Source organism: Mesorhizobium sp. M0088 (assembly GCF_040322895.1).
GTDB lineage: Bacteria > Pseudomonadota > Alphaproteobacteria > Rhizobiales > Rhizobiaceae > Mesorhizobium.
Genome location: NZ_JAMYUI010000044.1, coordinates 1 through 20874 on the forward strand (window position 1 = coordinate 1; position 20874 = coordinate 20874).

Sequence of the window (20874 nt, forward strand, 5' to 3'; positions counted from 1 at the left end):
CGGGCCGGATGGCCATCCGGCCCGAGGCTCAATCGCTTCCATCGCACATAATCATCTCGTGCAGATACAAGGGGCAGCGCCGACTTTGATAGTTAGAGGGTCGATTGAAGTCGGGGCTTTTTGGCCCTGTCCTTATCCTTCCGACGCAAGCGCCGCCCCTCACCTGCCTGCCGGCATCCTCTCCCCGTATAGTGACGGGGAGAGGGGCGCTCTCGCCAGCGATTTCGCCAACTCATCTACGGCACGTGACAAGCGCCTCCGCATCGACTATATGAGCCGCATGATCAACCTGACCGCCACATATTGGTACTTTAGGAGCTCGCTGGCGGCGGGAGGATTGCGCTCGATCTGAAGATTGCAGCAACAACATCCGAACAGCCGCCATACCTGGCGGCTTTTTTGTTTTCAGCCGGCAGGTTCCCAAACAGGAGCAGAAAGCCGTGTTGACCACCACAGACGACCTCCGGGTCAAGGAAATCCGAGAACTGAGTACGCCGGACGAGGTGATGCGGGAGATCCCGCGCACGCTGACGGCGACGCGTACCGTCAGCGCATCGCGCAACGCCACCCATGCCATCTTGAACGGGACCGACGACCGGCTGCTCGTCATCGTCGGCCCGTGTTCGATCCACGATCCGGTCGCCGCCGTCGACTATGCCAGCCGTCTGGCGGCGCTGCGCGAGAGCCTGTCGGACCGGCTGGAGATCGTGATGCGGGTCTATTTCGAGAAACCGCGCACGACGGTCGGCTGGAAAGGCCTGATCAACGATCCCGACCTCGACGGCAGCTTCAACATCGACAAGGGGCTGCGGATGGCACGCAATGTGCTGTCGGCCGTCAACAATCTCGGCCTGCCGGCTGCGACCGAATTCCTCGACATGACCACCCCGCAATACATTGCCGACCTCGTCGCCTGGGGCGCGATCGGCGCGCGCACGACCGAGAGCCAGATCCATCGCGAACTCGCCTCGGGCCTCTCCTGCCCGGTCGGCTTCAAGAACGGCACCGACGGCAATCTGCGCATCGCCGCCGAGGCGGTGAAATCGGCTGCCCAGCCGCATCATTTCATGGCGGTGACCAAGGGCGGGCGCAGCGGCATCGCCACGACCACGGGCAATGAGGACTGCCACGTCATCCTGCGCGGCGGCGTTCAGCCCAACTATGACGCGGCGAGCGTCGAAGCCGCCGCTGTGGAACTCGCCCGCATCGGCGTTGCGCCCAGGCTGATGATCGATGTCAGCCACGCCAACTCGGCCAAGAAGCCCGAGAACCAGCCCAAGGTCGCGGCAGATGTCGCCGGCCAGGTCGCGGCAGGCGACGAGCGCATCATCGGCCTGATGATCGAGAGCAACCTCGTCGCCGGCCGGCAGGACGTGGTGCCGGGTAAGCCGCTGGTCTATGGCCAGAGCATCACCGATGGCTGCATCGACTGGGCGACCACCGAGACGGTGCTGCACGGCCTTGCCGGCGCCGTCGAGTGGCGCCGCTCGGCACGCCGCGCCATGATCGACAACCGGCAGGGAGCTGCTTGAGCCACTATTGCCGCCCTTTGCCCGGCACGACCCCACCCCACCCTAACCCCTGCCCACAAGAGGGAGGGCAATCGCACATGGATTCTTGCGAAGAAGGCCCCCACCCTAACCCTCCCCACAAGGGGGAGGGAACGCTGCCGCGCACTCCTGCTCGAGCCTTGACGCCTGAAAACGTCGGGAGTTTGCCCTTGTCAGTGCCGACTGGAGTCCCCCTCCCCCTTGTGGGGAGGGGTTAGGGGTGGGGGTCCGCTTCGCAAGAATCCATGTCCTACGCTGCTCTCAACCCCTCCCATGCCGTGAACACCGACACGGCAAAGAGCAGCAGTCCGGCCGCCCGGCCGGCAAAAATGGTCGCCCGCGGATTGGCGATCAGAAGGTTGCGGCTGCGGCCGGCCGTGATCGCCAGCCCGCCATAGATCGCAGCCTGGGTGGCCACGGTCAGTAGCCCCATGACCGTCGCCTGCATCCAGATCGGACCGTAGTCCGGTTTCAGGAACTGCGGGTAGACGGCAAGCACGAACAGGTATGCCTTCGGGTTGATCAGGCAGGTCACAAACCCCTGGCGAAAGGCCTTCCATGCGGACCGGCTGCCGGCAGGTCCCTCCTGACCGACAGTGATGGAACTGCGCATCAGCGTGATGCCGATAAAGGCCATGTAGGCGGCGCCGGCAAGCAGAAGCGGCTTGAACAGGATCGGCACGAAATGCATCAGCAGGCCGACGCCGATGGCGCCGTTCAGCGTGTGCACCATGCCGCCGACCATGATGCCGCCGGTCGCGGCGAGAGCCCTGTCGCGCCCGCCGGTCAGTGCATTGGCAAGCACGAAGAGCATGTCCATGCCCGGAACGGCGATGATGCCGAACAGCAGGATAAAGAAAAGCCAGAGATTTTCCGCATAGCCCATGTCAGTTGCCTGCCGCCTCGCTCCGCCAAACCGCAGCGGAACCTGTTGATTTTCAATTCGATAGGCGCTCCTATAGGTCAGCCCAACTGACAATGGTGTGTCAGTTGGGCGCGTAACCTGGGGTAAAAAATGCGCAAGGCGTCACGCCTGTTCGAGATCATCCAGATCGTGCGGCTGGCGCGGCAGCCGGTGACGGCGGCAACGATTGCCGAGCGGCTGGAAGTGACGGTACGCTCGATCTATCGCGACATCGCCGCCTTGCAGGCGATGCGCGTGCCGATCGAGGGCGGACGCGGCATCGGCTATATCCTGCGTCCCGGCTTCGACCTGCCGCCGCTGATGTTCTCGATCGAGGAGATGGAGGCGATCGTCCTGTCGCTGGCGCTGCTGGAGCGCACCGGAGACAGCGAGCTCAAGCAAGCGGCCAAGCGCGTCAGCGCCAAGATCGCCGGCGCGGTGCCGCCACCCTTGCGGCAGGCATTCGACGCCAATGCGCTGCATGCCTGGGGTTTCGCCGCGCCCTCGACCGGCGCGATCGACCTGGCGCTGGTGCGACGCGCCATCCGCGACGAGGAGAAGCTCGATCTCTCCTATCGCGACGAGATGGGCCGGGCCTCCGAGCGCCTCATCCGCCCGATCGCGCTCATCTACTACGCCGAAACCGCCAACATCGTCGCCTGGTGCGAGCTGCGCCAGGCGATCCGCAATTTCCGCAGCGACCGGATCGAGGATTGCCAGGCGACGGGGCTACGCTTCAAGGGCGAAGGCGACCGCTTGCGGCAGGTCTGGGTCAACGGCTGGGAGACGAACGCTGCGGCCACCCTCGTCTGAAGCGGGCTTATATCACCGCACGTCCACCCAGCGCTTTTCTTCGAAGGAGCGCGCCATCGCGTGCACCGTGCGCTCGATCTCCAGCCCTTCGGCAAACTCGATGAGCCGCGCCGGCTTGCCTTCAAGCCGCGTCAGCAGTTCGTGGCACTCGATGATCTTGAGATCGTTGAAGCCGAGGCCATGGCCTGGCGCCGGCACGAAGAGGTCATAAGGCTTGTGGTGCGGCGCCACCAGGATGGTGCGGTAGCCCTGCTCGGTCGGCCGGTCTGATGTGAGATAGAGCTGGAATTCGTTCGATCGTTCCTGGTCGAACAGGATCGACCCTTTCGAGCCGAAGATCTGGACGGCGATGCGGCCCTTGCGGCCCCAGGCCGAGCGGTTGACCAGCAGCGTGCCGGCAATGCCATTTTCCAGATGCATCAGCACGCTGGCGATGTCGTAGGTCTCCACCGCGCGACGGCCGCCGCTGGCCAGCTTGCGATCGGCATAGGGTTTGGCCATGTCGCAGATGACACTGGCGACGCGGCCGAACAGGGCTGAGACCAGAGACAGCGGATGCACGGCGAAATCGTCGAGCGCGCCGTAACCGGAAGCCGCCTCGTGCTTCCAGAAGAACAGCGCTTCGGGATCAGCCATGAAATCCTCGTCCATCTCGATGCGCAGATGGTTGACCTCGCCGATGATCTTCTCGTCGAGCAGCGCGCCGATGTGGCGGATGGCCGGGCTCTGGATGTAGTTGTAGCCGAGCGCCGCGACCTTGCCCGACTTTTTCGCCGCCGCCGCCATCGCCTCGGCCTCGGCAAAGCTCGGCGCCATCGGCTTTTCGCACCACAGATGCTTGCCGGCTTGAAGAACCGCGATGGCCATTTCCGGATGGAACTGGTTGGGCGTGGTCAGCGAGACGACATCGACTTCGGGATCGTTGACGACGGCGCGCCAGTCGCCCGACGCCTTGGCGAAACCGAACTCGCCCGCCTTGCGCAGGGCAAGCTCTTCATTGACCTCGCCGAGATGGACCAGCCGTGGCTTGGCAACGTCCGGAAAGACGGCGCCGACGGCACTCCATGCGATGGCGTGACACTTGCCCATGAAACCCGTACCGATGAGACCGACGCCGACCATTTTCCGTTTCTCCACTGCTTGAAGCGCTGCGTGGATGAATTAGTCCATTTTCACCTGGAATGGAATGTCTGCCTCATTTTTTATGGTGTTCTTGCGCAGGCTCGCTATGATGATGCACAGAGGGATGCTTCACGAATGAGCCTGGACAGAGCGACGATGGACGAACGGGTACCTCGCGATTTCGAGACGCTGCGCACCACCATCCTGGAGCGGCGCGAAAGCCTGCCGAAGCGCATCGCCCAGATCGCCGCCCATGCGCTCGACAATCCCGACGATATCGCCTTCGGCACCGCCGCCAGCATCGCCGCTTCGGCCGGCGTGCAGCCGTCAACCCTGATCCGATTTGCCCAGCAGCTTGGCTTCGATGGTTTCACCAGCCTGCAGCAGGTGTTTCGCGAACGGCTGCGCGAGCGCAACTCATCCTATGACGAAAGGCTGCAGGCGCTGCGCGTCAAGGCTGAGGGCGGCGCCGGCCATCGGTCGATCTTCGACGGCTTCGTCGCCGCCGCCAGCACTTCGCTCAACGACATTTCGCGCACGCTGGACGACGCGCATCTGGAAGACGCGATTTCCCTGCTGGCGAAGGCCGAGACCATCTACGTGCTGGCCAAGCGCCGCTCCTATCCGGTGGCGTCCTACATCGCCTATGCGCTGGGCAAGCTGAAGATCCGCAACCAGCTGATCGAATCGGCGGCCGGGCTGAATGCCGAGATGATCGGCTTCGCGACGCCGGCGGATGCCGTCATCGCCATTTCCTTCTCACCCTACGCACCGGCCACGATCGAGGAAGCGCGCAGCATTTCGGAACAGGGCGTGCCGATCGTCGCCATCACCGACAGCTCGTTTTCGCCGCTCGCCCAGTTCGCCAAGGTCTGGTTCGAGGTTGCCGAGGCCGATTTCGCCGGCTTCCGCTCGCTGTCGGCGACAATGGCGCTGGCCATGGCGCTGACTGTCGGCGTCGGCGAGAAGCGACGCGACACGGGCAGGAAGCGCAAGGCCTGATCCATCGCCGAAAAGGCACTTTTCGCGGAAGGAACGCTCATTCCATATTGACTATGGATTGGAATTATTATTTCATATTCCCGGCGCCACGCTGCCGCTCGCGCGTGTACCCCAACACAACAAGGCCGACGGGAGGTTCCAATGAGCGAAGCCGTGGACGCTGAATACGCGCCGCTCGACGTCATCACCATCGGTCGCGCTTCCGTAGACCTTTATGGGCAGCAGATCGGCTCGCGGCTGGAGGACATCACCTCCTTCGCCAAATCGGTCGGCGGCTGCCCGGCCAATATCTCTGTCGGCACCGCCAGGCTCGGCCTGCGCTCGGCGCTGCTCACCCGCGTCGGCGACGAGCAGATGGGCCGCTTCATCCGCGAGCAGCTGACGCGTGAAGGCGTCAATGTCGACGGCCTAAAGACCGACAAGGAACGGCTTACCGCTTTGGTGCTGCTGTCGGTCGAGGACGAAGGCGTTTCGCCGATGATCTTCTACCGCTCGGATTGCGCCGACATGGCGCTGGCGCCGGAAGACATCGACGAGGCCTTCATCGCCTCGGCGCGCTCGATCGTCGTTACCGGCACGCATTTTTCCAGGCCCAACAGCGATGCCGCGCAGCGCAAGGCGATCCGCATCATGAAGGCCAAGGGCGGCAAGGTGGTGTTCGACATCGACTACCGGCCGAACCTGTGGGGCCTCGCCGGCCATGCCGAGGGGTTCGAGCGCTATGTGAAATCGGACCGGGTCTCGGCCCAGCTCAAGACGGTGCTGCCCGATTGCGACCTCATTGTCGGCACCGAGGAAGAGATCATGATCGCGTCGGGCGCCGACGATTGCCTGAGCGCCTTGAAGACGATCCGCTCGCTGTCGGCCGCCACCATCGTCCTGAAGCGCGGCGCCATGGGCTGCATCGTCTATGACGGACCGATCAGCGACGATCTCGAGGACGGTGTCGTCGGCAAGGGATTTCCAATCGAGATCTACAATGTGCTGGGCGCCGGCGACGCCTTCATGTCCGGTTTCCTGCGCGGCTGGCTGGGTGGCGAAGATCATGCGACAGCGGCGACCTGGGCCAACGCCTGCGGCGCCTTCGCCGTGTCGCGGCTGCTCTGCGCGCCGGAATATCCGACCTTCGAAGAACTGCGGTTCTTCCTCAAACACGGCAGCAAGCATCTGGCGTTGCGCAAGGACGAGGCGATCAACCACATCCATTGGGCGACGACGCGCCGGCGCGACGTCGCCTCGCTGATGGCGCTCGCCTGCGACCATCGCATCCAGCTGGAGGATGTGGCGGCGAAGGCCGGCGCCGATCCGGCGCGGATCGAAGACTTCAAGGTGCTGGCAGTCAAGGCGGCTGCGAAGGTCGCCGCCGGCCGCGACGGCTACGGCATGCTGATCGACGAGAAACACGGCCGCAAGGCTATGTTCGAATTCGCCAGGCATTCCTTCGCCTGGCTCGGGCGGCCGGTGGAGCTGCCGGGTTCGCGGCCGCTGCGCTTCGAATTCTCGCAGGACATCGGCTCGCAGCTTGTCGAATGGCCGGTCGACCACTGCATCAAATGCCTGTGCTTCTATCATCCCGACGATCCGGCGGCGCTGAAGGACGAACAGCAGCAGAAACTGCGGGCGCTGTTCGAAGGCGCGCGGAAGGTCGGCAGGGAACTTCTCATCGAGATCATTGCCGGCAAACATGGCAAGCTCGACGACATGACGATCCCGCGCGCGTTGGAGGAACTCTATGCGCTCGGCATCAAGCCGGACTGGTGGAAGCTCGAGCCGCAGGCGTCGAGCGGCGCCTGGGCGAAGATCGAGGCCGTCATCCTGAAGCACGACCCGTGGTGCCGCGGCGTCGTGCTGCTTGGCCTGGAGGCGCCGCAGGACGAGCTGGAAGCGGCGTTCGCCGCCACCGCCAAGGCGCCCATCGTCAAGGGCTTTGCCGTCGGCCGCACCATCTTCGTCCATGCGGCCGAACAATGGCTGGCCGGCAAGATGTCGGATGACGAGGCGATCGCCGACATGGCGCAGCGCTTCGAACAGTTGACGGATGCGTGGCTTGCCGCGCGCGGCCGCAAGGCGGCATAAGAAGGCGCGGAATAAGACTGCGGAGGAAAACACCATGAGCAAGACAATCCGCCTGACGATGGCGCAGGCGCTGACCCGCTTCCTGTCGCGCCAGATGACCGAGATCGACGGTAGCAAAGTCCCCATCTTCGGCGGCGTATGGGCGATCTTCGGCCACGGCAATGTCGCCGGCATCGGCGAGGCGCTCTATCAGCTGCGCGACGAATTGCCGACCTTCCGCGCCCACAATGAACAGGCGATGGCACATGCGGCGATCGCCTACGCCAAGGCCAATTTCCGCCGCCGCTTCATGGCCGCGACCTCTTCGATCGGCCCCGGCGCGCTCAACATGGTGACGGCGGCGGCGCTCGCCCATGTAAACAGGTTGCCCGTCCTGTTTTTGCCGGGCGACGTCTTCGCCAACCGCATTCCCGACCCGGTGCTGCAGCAGGCTGAGGATTTCTCCGACGGCACGGCGACGGTCAACGACTGCTTCCGTCCGGTTTCGCGCTATTTCGACCGCATCACCCGGCCGGAGCAGATCATTCCTGCGCTCAGCCGCGCCATGCAAGTGCTGACCGATCCGGCCGAATGCGGGCCGGTGACGCTGTCGCTGTGCCAGGACGTCCAGGCCGAGGCCTGTGATTATCCCGAGAGTTTCTTTGCCGAGCGGGTCTGGCACCAGCGCCGGCCGCGCCCTGACCGCCATGAGCTTGCCGCTGCAGTCGGCGCGCTCAAGGGTGCGAAAAAACCGCTGGTGATCGCCGGCGGCGGCGTCCTCTATTCGCAGGCGTCGGACGAACTGGCGAAATTCGCCGAGAGCGCCGGCATCCCGGTCTGCGAGACGCAAGGCGGCAAATCCTCGCTGCCGGACGATCATCCGCTCAACATGGCGGCGGTCGGCGTCACCGGCACCTCTGCCGCCAACCGGCTGGCTGAGGAAGCCGATGTCGTGCTCGCCATCGGCACGCGCCTGCAGGATTTCACCACCGGTTCGTGGGCGCTGTTCAAGAATTCCGGCAAGACCATCATCGGGCTCAACGTGCAGCCCTTCGACGCCGGCAAGCACCGCGCGCTGCCATTGGTGGCCGATGCGGCCGAGGGCCTGGCGGAACTCGGTGCTGCCCTGAACGGCTGGAAGGCACCTTCCACCTGGACCGACAATGCGGCCACCGGCAAGAAGGCCTGGCAGGCCGAGGCGGCCAAGGTGACGGCGTCGACCAATGCCGCCTACCCGTCCGACGCGCAGGTGATCGGCGCCGTGCAGCGCGCCATGGGCTCCGGTGTGACGCTGCTGAATGCCTCCGGCGGCCTGCCGGGCGAATTGCACAAACTTTGGCAGGCGGGCGCGCCCGGATCGTATCATGGCGAATATGGCTTCTCGACCATGGGCTACGAGATTGCCGGCGGGCTCGGAGCCAAGATGGCGAAGCCCGGCGAGGAGATCGTCGTCATGATCGGCGACGGCTCCTATCTGATGATGAACTCCGAAATCGCCACTTCGGTGATGCTCGGATTGAAGCTGACCATCGTGCTGCTCGACAATCGCGGCTACGGCTGCATCAACCGGCTGCAGATGGCGACCGGCGGCGCCAACTTCAACAATCTCCTGAAGGACTCGCGCCACGAGGTCCTGCCCGACATCGACTTTGCCGCGCATGCGGCGAGCATGGGGGCGATCGCCGAGAAGGTGCCGTCGATCGCCGGGCTGGAAAACGCGCTGGAGAAGGCAAAGAAGAACAACCGCACCACCGTGCTGGTCATCGACACCGACCCGCTGGTTTCCACCGATGCCGGGGGCCATTGGTGGGACGTGGCGGTGCCGGAAGTGTCTGTACGGCCGCAGGTCAACGCGGCGCGCAAGGCGTATGACGAGAAGCGGAAGATGCAGACCGTCGGCGATTGATATAGGCGCTGCCACCCCTACCCCGCTGCTTCGCAGCGACTTGCCGGGGCGAGCAACGGTCTCGCCCGTCCTTCGGACCCCCACAAGGGGGTGAATACGAACTGAACTGGAGTGACGACTTGAAAGCCAAACTGGGCATGTCCCCCATTGCGTGGTGGAACGACGATCTTGCGGAACTCAGCGATGATGTGTCGCTGGAAGAATGCCTGCGCCAATCACGGTCGGCCGGCTTCACCGGCATGGAGATGGGCCGGCGTTTTCCCAATGACCCCGAAATCATGCTGCCGATCCTGAAGGCCGCCGACGTCACGCTGTGCGGCGGCTGGTTCTCGGGCACGCTGGTCGATGGGGAGATGGCCGACAACAAGGATCGCATCCAGCCGATGATCGACCTGTTCAAGGCCGTGAACGCGCCTTGCATCGTCTATGGCGAGGTCGGCCGCTCGATCCAGGGCGACCGCTCGAAGCCGCTCGCCACCAAACCTAAGCTGTCGGATGACGAGATGAAGGCCTACGCCAAGCGCCTGACCGAATTTGGCGAATGGTGCGCCGAACAGGGCATGCCGCTGTCCTATCATCACCACATGGCGGCGGTGGTCGAGACCGAGCCGGAACTCGATGCCTTCATGCGCTATTCCGGAGCCGGCATTCCGCTGCTGCTCGATGCCGGCCATCTGGCCTTCGCCGGCGGCGACGTGCTGCGTGCCATCGACAACCATCACACCCGCATCAGCCATGTGCATGTGAAGGACGTTCGCATGGAGGTGATCGACAGGCTCGACCGCTCGAAGCAATCCTTCCTCGACGCGGTGGCGCTCGGCGCCTTCACGGTGCCGGGCGACGGCTCGCTGGATTTCGGCGCCATCGTGCAGCGCTTCGCCGACCATGGCTATGAGGGCTGGTTCGTGGTCGAGGCGGAGCAGGACCCGAAGAAGAACCCGCCACTCAGGATGGCGCAGGTTGGCTACAAGGAATTGATGCGCGTCATGACCGCCGCCGGCTATACGGTCGAGACGCAAGGCTTTCCAAATGTCTAGTTTCTCAATGGCTGGTGCGACGGGTTCCCGGCGAGGCCGATTGCTGTAGATTGGCCCGATGAAAGATTCCGAACACCCCTTCTTCCGGCCTTTGTGGCGGCGTGTCGCCATCGTCGCGGTCTGCGTCATCTGGTCGATCATCGAGTTCGCCACCGGCACGCCGTTCTGGGGCATGATCGCGCTCGGCTTCGCCGGCTACGCCGTCTGGCAGTTTTTTTATCTCTATAAGCCGGCCGACGAGGCGAAGGCCGAGGCCGAACCGAAGGAGTGACTGATCGCATGCGTTGGCGATTGGCTTGCAGTGCTTCTAACTTCGTCATCCTAGGGCGGAGCAAGGAGCGCAGCGACGCGGCGCAGACCCTAGGATCCATGCCATGACTTTGAAGCTGGTGTGACGGTGCAGATTCCGCTCCGCTGTGCCCTTCGGCCGAGGCAACGGCATGGATCCTAGGGTCTCCGCGACGGAGCTTCGCTCCTGCTTCGCCCTAGGATGACGAAGTTGGAAGGGCGCCGGCCAATTTCCGAACGTTTGCGATGGTCCTTTCAACAAACGACTTGGCTTTACAGGCCTGCAACCGTCAGGCCACTGGAATAGGAGACAAAAATGTCGAAGCTGCTCGTCAAAGCCGACAAAGGCCTTGGCCGCGTCGCCCATGTGACGCCGAAAAGCGCCGGCTGGACCTATGTCGGTTTCGATCTGCATCGGCTGAAGCCTGGCGAAAGCGCCTCGGGAAGGACCGAGGATCGTGAAGTCTGCCTGGTGTTCGTCACCGGCAGGGGCAAGGCTTCAGCCGGCGGCAAGGAGCTCGGCCTGCTCGGCGAGCGCATGTCGCCCTTCGAGGGCAAGCCGTGGTCGGTGTATGTGCCTGAGGGTTCGGACTGGTCGGTGACAGCGGACACCGAACTGGAACTCGCCGTCTGCTCGGCGCCGGGCCTTGGCGGCGGGCTGCCGGTGCGGGTGATCGCACCGGACGATCTCGGCCAGGATGTGCGCGGCAAGGGCACCAACACGCGCTACGTCACCAACATATTGCCGGAGGGCGAGCCGGCCGATTCGCTGCTGGTGGTCGAGGTCATCACGCCCGGCGGGCATACGTCGAGCTATCCGCCGCACAAGCACGACCAGGACAATCTGCCCGCCGAATCCTATCTCGAGGAAACCTACTATCACCGTCTCAACCCGCCGCAGGGTTTTGCCTTCCAGCGCGTCTATACCGATGCCGACAAGAACGGCCATCGCGCGCTCGATGAAGCAATGGCGATCGAGGATGGCGATGTCGTGCTGGTGCCCGGGGGTTATCACCCCTGCGCCGCCTGCCACGGCTACGACCTCTATTATCTCAACGTCATGGCCGGACCGAAGCGGACGTGGAAATTCCACAATGCGCCCGAGCATGAATGGCTGATGAAGGCCTGACCGGTCGCTGCGTGAGCACTCGCTCCCTGGTCCAGCACGAAAAAATCGTCGGCTAATGACCCCGCCGCAGCGTTTTGTTACCTGAAAGCCAGCAAGGCTTCGTCAATTCGTCATGGAAATCACCTATGGCAGCGAAGCTGACAAGGACTTTCCATGCGCTACGCCCTCTATTTCACCCCCCGGCAGGACGAGCCACTGGCGCGGATCGCCGCCGACTGGCTCGGCCGCGACCCGTTTGGCGCCGCGACGAGGCCGGTCGAAGCGGTGGCAGACCTGTCGGCGGCGGAAGTCGCTTTCCACACCGCTTCGGCGCGCCGTTATGGCTTTCACGCAACGCTGAAAGCCCCCTTCCGCCTGGCTGCCAACGAGACGGAAGCCTCGCTGCGCGCCGCACTCGACCAATTCGCCGAGGCGACGCCGGCGGTGACCATCCCGCGTCTCGTCGTGAGCCAGATCGACGGCTTCTTCGCACTGGTGCCGGAAGGGCCAGTGCCTGCGCTCAACCGGTTCGCCGATGACGTGGTGCGCGATTTCGACCGGTTTCGCGCACCGCTAAGCGAAGCGGAAATCGAGCGGCGCAGCCCGGATTCGCTGAAGCCGGCCGAGTTCCGCAACCTCTGCCAATGGGGTTACCCCTATGTCTTCGAAACCTTTCGCTTCCACATGACGCTGTCGGGCCGGGCGGGGTCACAGGAAAGCCCTCGTTTGCGCGCAGCGATCGACAGCCTGTTCGCGGAAGTGCTGCAACAGAAGGTGCTGGTGGATGCGCTGACCTTGTTTGTCGAAACCGAACCGGGTGCACCGTTCATGGTGCTCTCGCATCACGCGCTCGGGCGCCGCCCGGCCAGAAAAACCGCCTGAAGGACTGCCTGAAATGACCGCCGAGACTGTTCTCCACAATGCCCGCATCGTGCTTGCCGACGAGATCGTCGAGGGTTCGCTGGTGCTGCGCGACGGCTTTATCGCCGGCATCGAATCCGGCATCAGCCGCATCGGCGAGGATATGGACGGCGACTATGTCATTCCCGGGCTGGTCGAATTGCACACCGACCATCTCGAAGGCCACTACGCGCCGCGGCCCAAGGTGCGCTGGAATCCGATCGCCGCCGTGCTCGCCCATGACGCGCAGGTAGCGACCGCCGGCATCACCACCGTGCTCGACGCCTTGCGCGTCGGCATGGACGAAGACGCCGACCTGACATCGGCCGACATCCGCAAGCTGGCCGACGCAATCGAGGACAGTGTGAAGCAGGACCGTCTGCGCGCCGATCATTTCATCCATCTGCGCTGCGAGGTTTCGGCACCGGACTGCCTCAGGGCTTTCGCCAATTTCGACGGCGACGAGCGGGTCAGACTGGCGTCGCTGATGGACCATGCGCCAGGCCAGCGCCAGTTCGTCAACCTCGAGACCTATGCCTACTATTACCAGCGCAAGCTGAAGCTGACCGATCGCGACTTCAAGCTGTTCTGCGAAAAGCGGATGGCCGAATCGGCGCGCAATTCGGCGCCGAACCGGGCGGTGATATCAGCCGCCTGCCAGGAGCGCGGCATCGTGCTGGCCAGCCACGACGACGCCACATCAGGCCATGTCGACGAGGCGATCGAGCAGGGCGTGCGCGTCGCCGAATTCCCGACCACGGAAGAGGCCGCCAGGGCCTCGAAAGAGGCCGGGATGGGCGTGCTGATGGGCGCGCCCAACGTCATGCGCGGCGCCTCGCATTCGGGCAATGTCTCCGCCCGTACGCTGGCCGGCGACGGCCTGCTCGACATCTTGTCATCCGACTATATTCCCTTCAGCCTGATCCAGTCGGCGTTCTTCCTCGGCGATGTCGTCGAAGGCATTTCCCTGCCGCAGGCCGTCGCCATGGTCTCGAAGAACCCGGCCGATGCGGTTGGCCTGACCGATCGCGGCGTCATCGAACAGGGCCGCCGCGCCGATCTGGTGCGCGTGCGCGTCGACGACCATGTCCCGGTGGTGCGCACCGTGTGGCGGCAGGGAAGCCGGGTCGCATGATGGTGTCGGCATCGATCGAGCGGGAATTGTCGGCCGAGACGTTTCCGATCCGCGATGGCGTTTTCGTCGCCGTCGTCGGCCCAAGCGGCGCCGGCAAGGACACGGTGATCGGCTACGCCCGCGCCCGCTTTGCCGATGAGACAAGGCTGGAGTTCGTCCGCCGCGTCATCACCAGGCCGAGCGATGTCGCCAGCGAGGACCACGACACGCTGGCCGACGCCGCCTTCGTCGAGGCCGAAGCCGATGGCGCCTTCGCCATCTCCTGGGAAGCGCACGGCTTGCGCTACGGCATCCCCGCCGATGTCGACTGGTCCGTCGCCAATGGCCGTGTCGCTGTCGCCAATGTGTCGCGCGCGATCATCCCCTCCTTGCGCGAACGCTATGCCAATCTGGCCATCGTCGAGATCACCGCCTCTCCCGACGTGCTGGCAGAGCGTCTGGCGATGCGCGGCCGCGAGTCACGCGGCGAGGTGCTGGCGCGACTGGCGCGCAGCGCCAATGTCACTCTGTCCGGGCCCGGCGTCACCTCGATCGACAACAGCGGCCCACGCGAAGCCGCCGGCAAGCGTTTTGCCGAGGTGCTGCGCAAGGCGATGGCCTTTTCCGACATATCGGGCCTGATCTAGGCTAGCCTTCAAGCGCAAAAGGCATGAACAAGACGGTGCCGGCAGCACTTTCGCCAGGGGCCAGCACGATCACGCCTTCCTCCGGATCGTCCCACCGGCCCCGGTTGAAAGCACCGGAGGCATTCGTTTGCGGCTCGACGCAGAAATACGGTTTTGTCGGATCGGCGTAGAGCATCAGATGCTTGAAGACCGGGTCGGCCTTGATCCGCAAGCCGGCACCGCGGGTTGGAAAACGAATGATCGCCTCGCCCCTCCAGCCGCCGTAATCACTGTTGCGCCAGCCGTTTGGCAAAGGCCGGTCCTCGGCAAAGTCGAGTTCGGGCGGAAGTGTGATCGGATCACCGGAAATGCCATCCGGCTCTTCGAGGTAGAAGCGCTTGGCCTCGAATTGCAATGTCACGTCCGGATCGCGATCGAACCAGGGATGCAGGCCAAAACCGAACGGCAAGGTAACCGGTCCGGTGTTGGTGAGCGTAATGGTGACGCTCAGCCCCTCTTCGGTGACCGCGAAAGCCTGCGTCGCTCGATAGGAATAGGGCTCGGCTCCGGCGGCAATGTCCAGCGTCAGCGTCGCGTTCGCGGCTGCTGTCTCGGTGACAGTCCAGGCGTGTTGCCAGCCGCTGCCGTGCACGTTGAATTTCTCCGGCGGATTGTTGGGCAGGACCTGCCAGCGCTGCGCCCCGAAGTCGAAAGCGTTCCCAGTGATGCGATTGGCGTAGGGCGTCATTGGAAACATGGCCACGCCAAGCACATTGCCGGTATCGCGATCCCCGTCCGAAAGCCGGCGCAGGAGATCGATGCCGCGCCAGCGCAGCGCGCTCACGCTGCCGCCGATTTGCGGCGCCAGTTCGGCTTCAAGCGCCCCTGCCCTCAACATCAACAGTTCAGGTTTCGCTCTCATGGCTTGCCACTCGTCCGCCACCGACCTCCGGCATGATGTGGAGACGTCCCGCAATCGCAGAAGGGCGGCAAGGCCGCAACCATTTCATTCATGCCGCCAGGCGCCGACAAACGCGCGGCGCGTCTTGGCAGGGCGATTATTCCGCGGCCGCGCCGGAAGCGCTCTTGCGCGTGGCGTCGACCATCAGCCGCCGTTCCCGGAACACGCCCCATTGCTGGTCGACCAGCACGCCGATGAGGATGACGCCGCCCATCACCGCGAAGTTGAGCGAGGACGGGATGCCGAGCAGGTTGACGAGGTTCTGCAGCTCCTGCAGCAGCACCGTGCCGAGGATGACGCCGATCAGCGAGCCCTCGCCGCCGCGCAGCGAGAAGCCGCCGAGCACGGCGGCGGCGATGGCGTAGAGTTCGTAGAACTGGCCGTGGCTGGCCGGTGAGATCGAGCGCGTGTACATGGCGAAATAGATCGCCGACAGCGCCGTCAGCACGCCACAGATGACGTAGGCGGCGATGACGACGCGGCCGGTGCGGATGCCGGAATATTTCGCCGCCTCCTCGTTCTTGCCGATGGCGTAGAGATAGCGGCCGAACACCGAGCGGTGCAGCACCACCCACATGACGATCGAAATAACGATCAGCGCGATGAAACTGTTCGGCACGCCATAAGAGCGCCCGGCGGTGAGGAATTCGAGGTCGGGGAAATTCTGGCCGAACGCAAAACCCGCCGTGCCGTCGCCAGTGTAGAAGCGGGCGACGCCGCGGTAGATCAAAAGGCCGCACAGGGTGACGACGAAGGGCTGCAGCTTGAGCCTTGTGATCAGCCAGCCATGTGCCAGGCCGATGATGGCGCCAAGCACCAGGATGAGCACGAAGGCAACCGGCCATCCCATGCCACGCACGGCGATAAAGTCGATGAATAGCGTTCCGAGCAGCGCGACCACCGAGCCGACCGACAATTCGATGCCGCCGGTGATGATGACGAAGGCCTGGCCGATCGACAGGATGCCGAACAGGCCGATCAGGTTCGAGGTGTTGGCGAGGTTGATCGGAAGCAGGAAGCGCGGATTGATGATCGCAACGATCGCCCCGACCACCAGGATCAGGATCAGCAGGCCGAGATCTTTCTTGCTCATCGTCTTCTCCCCAATGCCCGCCCTGGAAGGTTCCGGACCGGAACCCGTGGCAAACAAGAAACTATTTCGGCTGCTTGCCCACTGCCAGCAGCAGCACGTTTTCCTGGCTGAACCGGTCCTTGTCGAGAATGCCGGAGATCTGGCCCTCATGCATGACGGCGATGCGGTCGGACACGCCGATCACCTCTTCCATGTCGGAGGAGATCATCAGCACGGCGACGCCGGCATCGGCGAGCGCCCGCATCAGCCCGTAGATTTCCGCCTTGGCGCCGATGTCGATGCCGCGCGTAGGCTCGTCGAGAATCATCACCTTCGGATTCATGGCCAGCCACTTGCCGAGCACGACCTTCTGCTGGTTGCCGCCCGACAGCGTGCCGGTGCGCGTCTGCACCGAAGGCGCCTTGATGCCGAGATCTTTCTTCTGTTTCTCGGCGGTGGCGGTCTCGGCGCTTGAGGACACCAGGGAGCGGCGCGCATGCGCCGGCAGATTGGGCAGCGAAATGTTCTGCGCGATCGACAGGTCGAGCAGGATGCCGGTCAGCTTGCGGTCTTCCGGGACCAGGAAGATGCCTTGCGCGACGGCATCCGCCGCGGAAGCCAGCGCAAGCGGCTTGCCGTCGAGTTCCAGCGCGCCGCCGAGCTTCGAGTCAATGCCGAAGAACACCCGCGCCAGTTCGGTGCGGCCGGAGCCGACAAGGCCGGCAAGACCGAGGATTTCGCCGCGCCTGACGTCGAGATCGACCGGGCGGCCGGGATAGGCAGGCGTGCGAATGGCCTTGGCCGCAAGCGCTACGGCGCCGGGCGCACGCGCCGCCTCCGAGGCTTTCTCGCGCTCCTTCAGCATGCGGCCGATCATCAGCTTGACCATCTGGTCGTGGCCGATGTCATGCTTGCCCAGCGTGCCGGCCAGCATGCCGTCGCGCAGCACGACGACGCGGTCGGCGACGCGCTCGACCTCGTGCAGGCGGTGCGAAATGAAGATGACGCTGATGCCGTCGGCCTTCAGCGCCTTGATGACGTCGAGCAATTTGTCGGTCTCGGCGAGCGGCAGGCTCGACGTCGGCTCGTCGAGGATGACCAGCCGCGCCTCGATCGACAGCGCCTTGGCGATCTCGACCATCTGCTGCTGCGCCAGAGACAGGGTCGCGACCGGCGTGTCGGCGGAAAAATTGGCGCCGACGCGCTTCAAAAGCGGCGCCACCATGGTGCGCAGCTTGGCGCGGTCGACGAGCCTGAGCGGCCCGGCGCGCAACGGCTCGCGGCCGAAAAAGATGTTGGCGGCGACATCGAGATTGTCGAACAGGTTGAGTTCCTGGTGGACGAAGGCGATGCCCGAACCCAGGCTGCCTTCGACGGAGAGCCTGTCATGCGCGGTGCCGTCGACGGTGATCGTGCCGCTGTCCGGCTTGGTGACGCCGCCGAGAATCTTCATCAAGGTCGATTTGCCGGCGCCGTTTTCACCGACGAGGCCGATGACCTCGCCCGGCCTGACCTCCATGGAGAAGCCGTCGAGCGCGACGACGCCCGGATAGGTCTTGCGCACGTTCTCGAGGCTGAGGAACGGCGTCGTTGCTGCGATGGATGTGTCGGAATAATTCATCATGCCTGACAGCGATTGGCGGGCCGACTTTTTGGCAGACTGACGATCCGCGTGCGGTTCGTCAATGCGAGCAGCCGGCCCAAGCGACGTTGAGCCGGCTGAACTGCTTCAAGTCTTATTTTCCGGCCATCGCCTTCAGATTGGCGGCGTAGGCGTCGACGTCATCCTTGCCGATGATCTTGGTCGGGATGATGATGAGGTTGCCTTCCGGGATGCCCGACTTGTCGCCCTTGAGATAGGCCGCCATCAGCTTCATGCCCTGATAGGCCCATTCGAAGGGCTGCTGCACGACGGTGGCGGCAATGGTGCCTTCCTTGACGCCGCCCAGCGTGATCGGATCGTCATCGAAGCCGACGACAGTGATCGAGCCGAGCTTGCCGGCGTCGCGCAGCGCTTCATAGATGCGCGGCGTATTGTAGGAGTAGAAGCCGACCATGCAGGTGACGTCGGGGCTGGCAACCAGCGCGTCCTCGACGTTCTTCTTGGCGCGCGCCTGGTCGATGTCGTCGCCGCGCACGTCGATCAGCTCGATCTTGGTTCCGGCGAGGCCGTCCTTCATGCCCTGGATGCGCTCCTTGGCATTGTCGGCGCCGAGCAGGCCAACGAAGCCGAGGCATTTTCCGCCATCGGGCATCGCCTTCTTGGCGATTTCGGCCGCCTGCTTGCCGGCATCGACATTGGACGAGCCGATATAGGCGACGCGCTTGGTCTGCGGGGCGTCCGAGTCGGTGGTGAACAGCGCCGTTTCCGAAGCGATCTTGTTGAGGCCGTCGGTCGAGGTCTTGGGATCGACAGCCGAGACCATGATGCCCTTGACGCCGGCGGTGACCAGATCGTCCATCAGCCGCTGCTGGATGGCGACCGAGGACTGCTCGGGATATTTGAGCTCGAGCGTATAGTCGGGCAGTTCGCCCTGCGCCTTCTTGACGCCGGCTTCGGCGGCCTTCCAGAAATCGGAAGCGCCGTTGACGACGAAGGCCAGCGTCGGCTTGTCTTGGGCGCGCGCGATGGCCGTGGCCGACAGGCCAAGCAGCAGCGCGGTCGCGGCTACGGATGCAGTTCGTATCAAGGATTTCATGTTCAACCTCCCGTTTGGCTCAGTCGTTGGACCGGCCGATCCTGCACTGACCTGATTTGCCGTTTGCAGCGTGGACGCCCTCCTCCTAAAAGGGGTTCCCGGCACCGAAAGAATGGCGTCGTTCCAGCCACGATCATGGACCTTAGAGACTCATCCTTCGTTCGTAAATAGTCCGATTTGTCTGACATATCACATATCCGAGACAAGGCTTGCGGAGGTAGGATCCGCTCGCCACCGGGCCATTTTTCGTACTCTCCCGCCGCCCCGGACGTGACCGGCCGGACGCGACGGATTGACGGTACAGCGCATTTTTGTATTAGTAAACAGTATTAGTTCCGAGCCAATGCCGGGGTTTCGCAGTGTGCCCGCCGCCGAGCCGTGGTCACCGCTGAGCCGCAGCCCAAGCCTTTCACCCTTTGAGTTTTGGCTTGTATGGAGATCCACGGCGGATGGACCTCCGGCGTACTAATAGTTATAAACGGCGTTGACGTTATCTCTATGCATCGATGGCGTCACGCCATCTTGCCGGCCTGACCGGCCTGCCAGACTGGGATTTGCCATGAGCGAGACGACGGATCGGGCCAGCGACACAGCGAGGCGGCGCAAGGCGCCGGCCAAGGGCGCCAAGGGCCGCGTCACCATGATCGATATCGCCAGGGCCGCCGGCTGCTCGCAGGCGACCGTTTCCTTCGTGCTCAACAATTCGCCGGGGATCAAGCTGTCGCAGCAGACCCGCGAACGGGTGATCGAAGCCGCGCGGACGCTTGGCTACACCGCGCCCGCCTTCGAGGCGCTTCACCCGGCGTTGCCTGCCTTCGAGGGGCCCGCCTTCGAAGGACTCGACGGGGTGATCGGCTTTGCCGTCGACCAGCTCGCCACCAGCCCGGAAGCCGTGGTCGCCATCGAGGGCGCGCGGCAGGCCTCGTGGAACGCCGGTAACGTGCTTCTGGTGGCGCAGACGCTGGGCGATTCCGTCATGGAGCCGCGCGCCATCGCCGCACTCACCAAGCGGGGCATTTCGGCGCTGATCTACATGACCATCTTCACCCGCGAGATATCAGCGCCCGATTACCTCTACGGCCTCGACATCCCGGTGATCCTGCTCAACTGCTACACGGCGGATTACGCCTTCCCGGCTGTGGTGCCGAGCGAGATCGCCGGCGGCCAGAGCTCGACCCGGCACCTGATCAGCCACGGCCACCGCCGCATCGCCACCATCACCGGCGAGCCGTGGATGCAGGCGGCACAAGACCGGCTGAAGGGCTACCGCCGCGCGCTCGCCACCGCCGACATCCCGTTCGACGGCGAATTGGTGGTCGAGGGCGACTGGTCGGCCAGCGCCGGCTACGCCGCGACCGTCAAGCTGCTGGCGCTGAAGGAAAAGCCCACCGCCATCTTCTGCCAGAACGACCGCACCGCGATCGGCTGCTACGAAGCGCTGAAGGAAGCCGGCCTGCACATCCCGCAGGACATCTCCGTCGTCGGCTACGACGACGAGGAAATCGCCCGGCATCTGTTCCCGCCGCTCACGACCTCGATCCTGCCGCACATGGCGATGGGCCAATGGGCGATCGAGCAGCTGGAGGCGCCGGCGGCTCCGGGACGGGGGCGGTATCCGATCACCAAGCTGGAGTGCCCGCTGGTGGAAAGGGAGAGTGTAAGGGGGGTGGGGGGAGTGGGATAGGCGCCCTTGGTCCGAAGCGGCCAAACTGTGCGT

At 64.2% G+C, this 20874-nt stretch carries 18 protein-coding genes; 12 read left to right on the top strand and 6 right to left on the bottom strand.

All coding sequences use genetic code 11. The annotated features are described in order from the left end of the window. Positions 1-440: 440 nt before the first annotated feature. Positions 441-1532 carry a 3-deoxy-7-phosphoheptulonate synthase gene (locus NKJ67_RS33780; protein WP_127384666.1) on the top strand — a complete coding sequence of 364 codons (1092 nt, stop codon included), beginning with the start codon at positions 441-443 and terminating at the stop codon, positions 1530-1532. 268 nt (positions 1533-1800) lie between these two features. Here NKJ67_RS33780 and NKJ67_RS33785 read toward each other — a convergent pair whose 3' ends face one another. Then, positions 1801-2436 carry a LysE family translocator gene (locus tag NKJ67_RS33785; protein WP_352585681.1) on the bottom strand — a complete coding sequence of 212 codons (636 nt, stop codon included), beginning with the start codon at positions 2434-2436 and terminating at the stop codon, positions 1801-1803. 129 nt (positions 2437-2565) lie between these two features. Here NKJ67_RS33785 and NKJ67_RS33790 point away from each other — a divergent pair, with 129 nt between their 5' ends. After that, positions 2566-3267, top strand: coding sequence for a helix-turn-helix transcriptional regulator (locus tag NKJ67_RS33790; protein WP_352585683.1), 702 nt, complete (start codon positions 2566-2568; stop codon positions 3265-3267). 12 nt (positions 3268-3279) lie between these two features. On the opposite strand, the gene NKJ67_RS33795 is transcribed toward NKJ67_RS33790, so the two are convergent. Next, entirely contained in the window at positions 3280-4389 is a 1110-nt protein-coding gene (locus tag NKJ67_RS33795) for a Gfo/Idh/MocA family protein (protein ID WP_352585685.1), read from the bottom strand. A 156-nt stretch (positions 4390-4545) separates the two neighbouring features. On the opposite strand from NKJ67_RS33795, the gene NKJ67_RS33800 reads away from it, so the two are divergent. From NKJ67_RS33800 to phnN, 9 genes are all read left to right on the top strand, one after another. Beyond that, entirely contained in the window at positions 4546-5391 is an 846-nt protein-coding gene (locus NKJ67_RS33800) for a MurR/RpiR family transcriptional regulator (protein WP_352585707.1), read from the top strand. 141 nt (positions 5392-5532) lie between these two features. Continuing rightward, a complete protein-coding gene (locus NKJ67_RS33805) occupies positions 5533-7467 on the top strand; it encodes a bifunctional 5-dehydro-2-deoxygluconokinase/5-dehydro-2-deoxyphosphogluconate aldolase (protein WP_352585687.1) in 1935 nt (644 codons plus the stop codon). A gap of 34 nt (positions 7468-7501) precedes the next feature. Continuing rightward, positions 7502-9352, top strand: a complete 1851-nt coding sequence (gene iolD / locus NKJ67_RS33810) for a 3D-(3,5/4)-trihydroxycyclohexane-1,2-dione acylhydrolase (decyclizing) (protein ID WP_352585689.1) — start codon at positions 7502-7504, stop codon at positions 9350-9352. 119 nt (positions 9353-9471) lie between these two features. Continuing rightward, a complete protein-coding gene (iolE, locus tag NKJ67_RS33815; RefSeq protein ID WP_127383499.1) occupies positions 9472-10389 on the top strand; it encodes a myo-inosose-2 dehydratase in 918 nt (305 codons plus the stop codon). A gap of 58 nt (positions 10390-10447) precedes the next feature. Next, positions 10448-10660, top strand: a complete 213-nt coding sequence (locus NKJ67_RS33820) for a DUF3329 domain-containing protein (RefSeq protein ID WP_023810667.1) — start codon at positions 10448-10450, stop codon at positions 10658-10660. A 333-nt stretch (positions 10661-10993) separates the two neighbouring features. Further along, positions 10994-11806 carry a 5-deoxy-glucuronate isomerase gene (gene iolB, locus NKJ67_RS33825; RefSeq protein WP_352585692.1) on the top strand — a complete coding sequence of 271 codons (813 nt, stop codon included), beginning with the start codon at positions 10994-10996 and terminating at the stop codon, positions 11804-11806. A gap of 153 nt (positions 11807-11959) precedes the next feature. Further along, entirely contained in the window at positions 11960-12667 is a 708-nt protein-coding gene (locus NKJ67_RS33830; RefSeq protein ID WP_128305891.1) for a DUF1045 domain-containing protein, read from the top strand. 13 nt (positions 12668-12680) lie between these two features. After that, complete coding sequence (locus tag NKJ67_RS33835; protein ID WP_352585694.1) at positions 12681-13820, top strand: alpha-D-ribose 1-methylphosphonate 5-triphosphate diphosphatase; 1140 nt, start codon at positions 12681-12683, stop codon at positions 13818-13820. Next, complete coding sequence (gene phnN, locus NKJ67_RS33840) at positions 13817-14446, top strand: phosphonate metabolism protein/1,5-bisphosphokinase (PRPP-forming) PhnN (RefSeq protein WP_352440539.1); 630 nt, start codon at positions 13817-13819, stop codon at positions 14444-14446. The genes NKJ67_RS33835 and phnN overlap by 4 nt, the downstream gene beginning before the upstream one ends. 1 nt (position 14447) lies before the next feature. Here the strand turns inward: phnN and NKJ67_RS33845 are convergent, their stop codons facing one another. The 4 genes from NKJ67_RS33845 to NKJ67_RS33860 all read right to left on the bottom strand — a co-directional run bounded on the left by NKJ67_RS33845 (position 14448) and on the right by NKJ67_RS33860 (position 19157). After that, positions 14448-15347 (bottom strand): aldose 1-epimerase, encoded by a 900-nt coding sequence (locus tag NKJ67_RS33845; protein ID WP_031213037.1) that lies wholly within the window; start codon positions 15345-15347, stop codon positions 14448-14450. A gap of 136 nt (positions 15348-15483) precedes the next feature. Next, positions 15484-16479: an ABC transporter permease gene (locus NKJ67_RS33850; RefSeq protein ID WP_023810673.1), complete on the bottom strand. Its 996-nt coding sequence runs from the start codon at positions 16477-16479 to the stop codon at positions 15484-15486. 61 nt (positions 16480-16540) lie between these two features. After that, positions 16541-18079, bottom strand: a complete 1539-nt coding sequence (locus tag NKJ67_RS33855) for a sugar ABC transporter ATP-binding protein (RefSeq protein WP_352585709.1) — start codon at positions 18077-18079, stop codon at positions 16541-16543. 115 nt (positions 18080-18194) lie between these two features. Next, positions 18195-19157, bottom strand: a complete 963-nt coding sequence (locus tag NKJ67_RS33860; protein WP_352585697.1) for a sugar-binding protein — start codon at positions 19155-19157, stop codon at positions 18195-18197. Positions 19158-19716: 559 nt separating this feature from the next. Between NKJ67_RS33860 and NKJ67_RS33865 the strand changes: the two genes are divergently transcribed. Then, positions 19717-20841 carry a LacI family DNA-binding transcriptional regulator gene (locus NKJ67_RS33865; RefSeq protein WP_352585699.1) on the top strand — a complete coding sequence of 375 codons (1125 nt, stop codon included), beginning with the start codon at positions 19717-19719 and terminating at the stop codon, positions 20839-20841. The last annotated feature ends 33 nt before the right edge of the window (positions 20842-20874 follow it).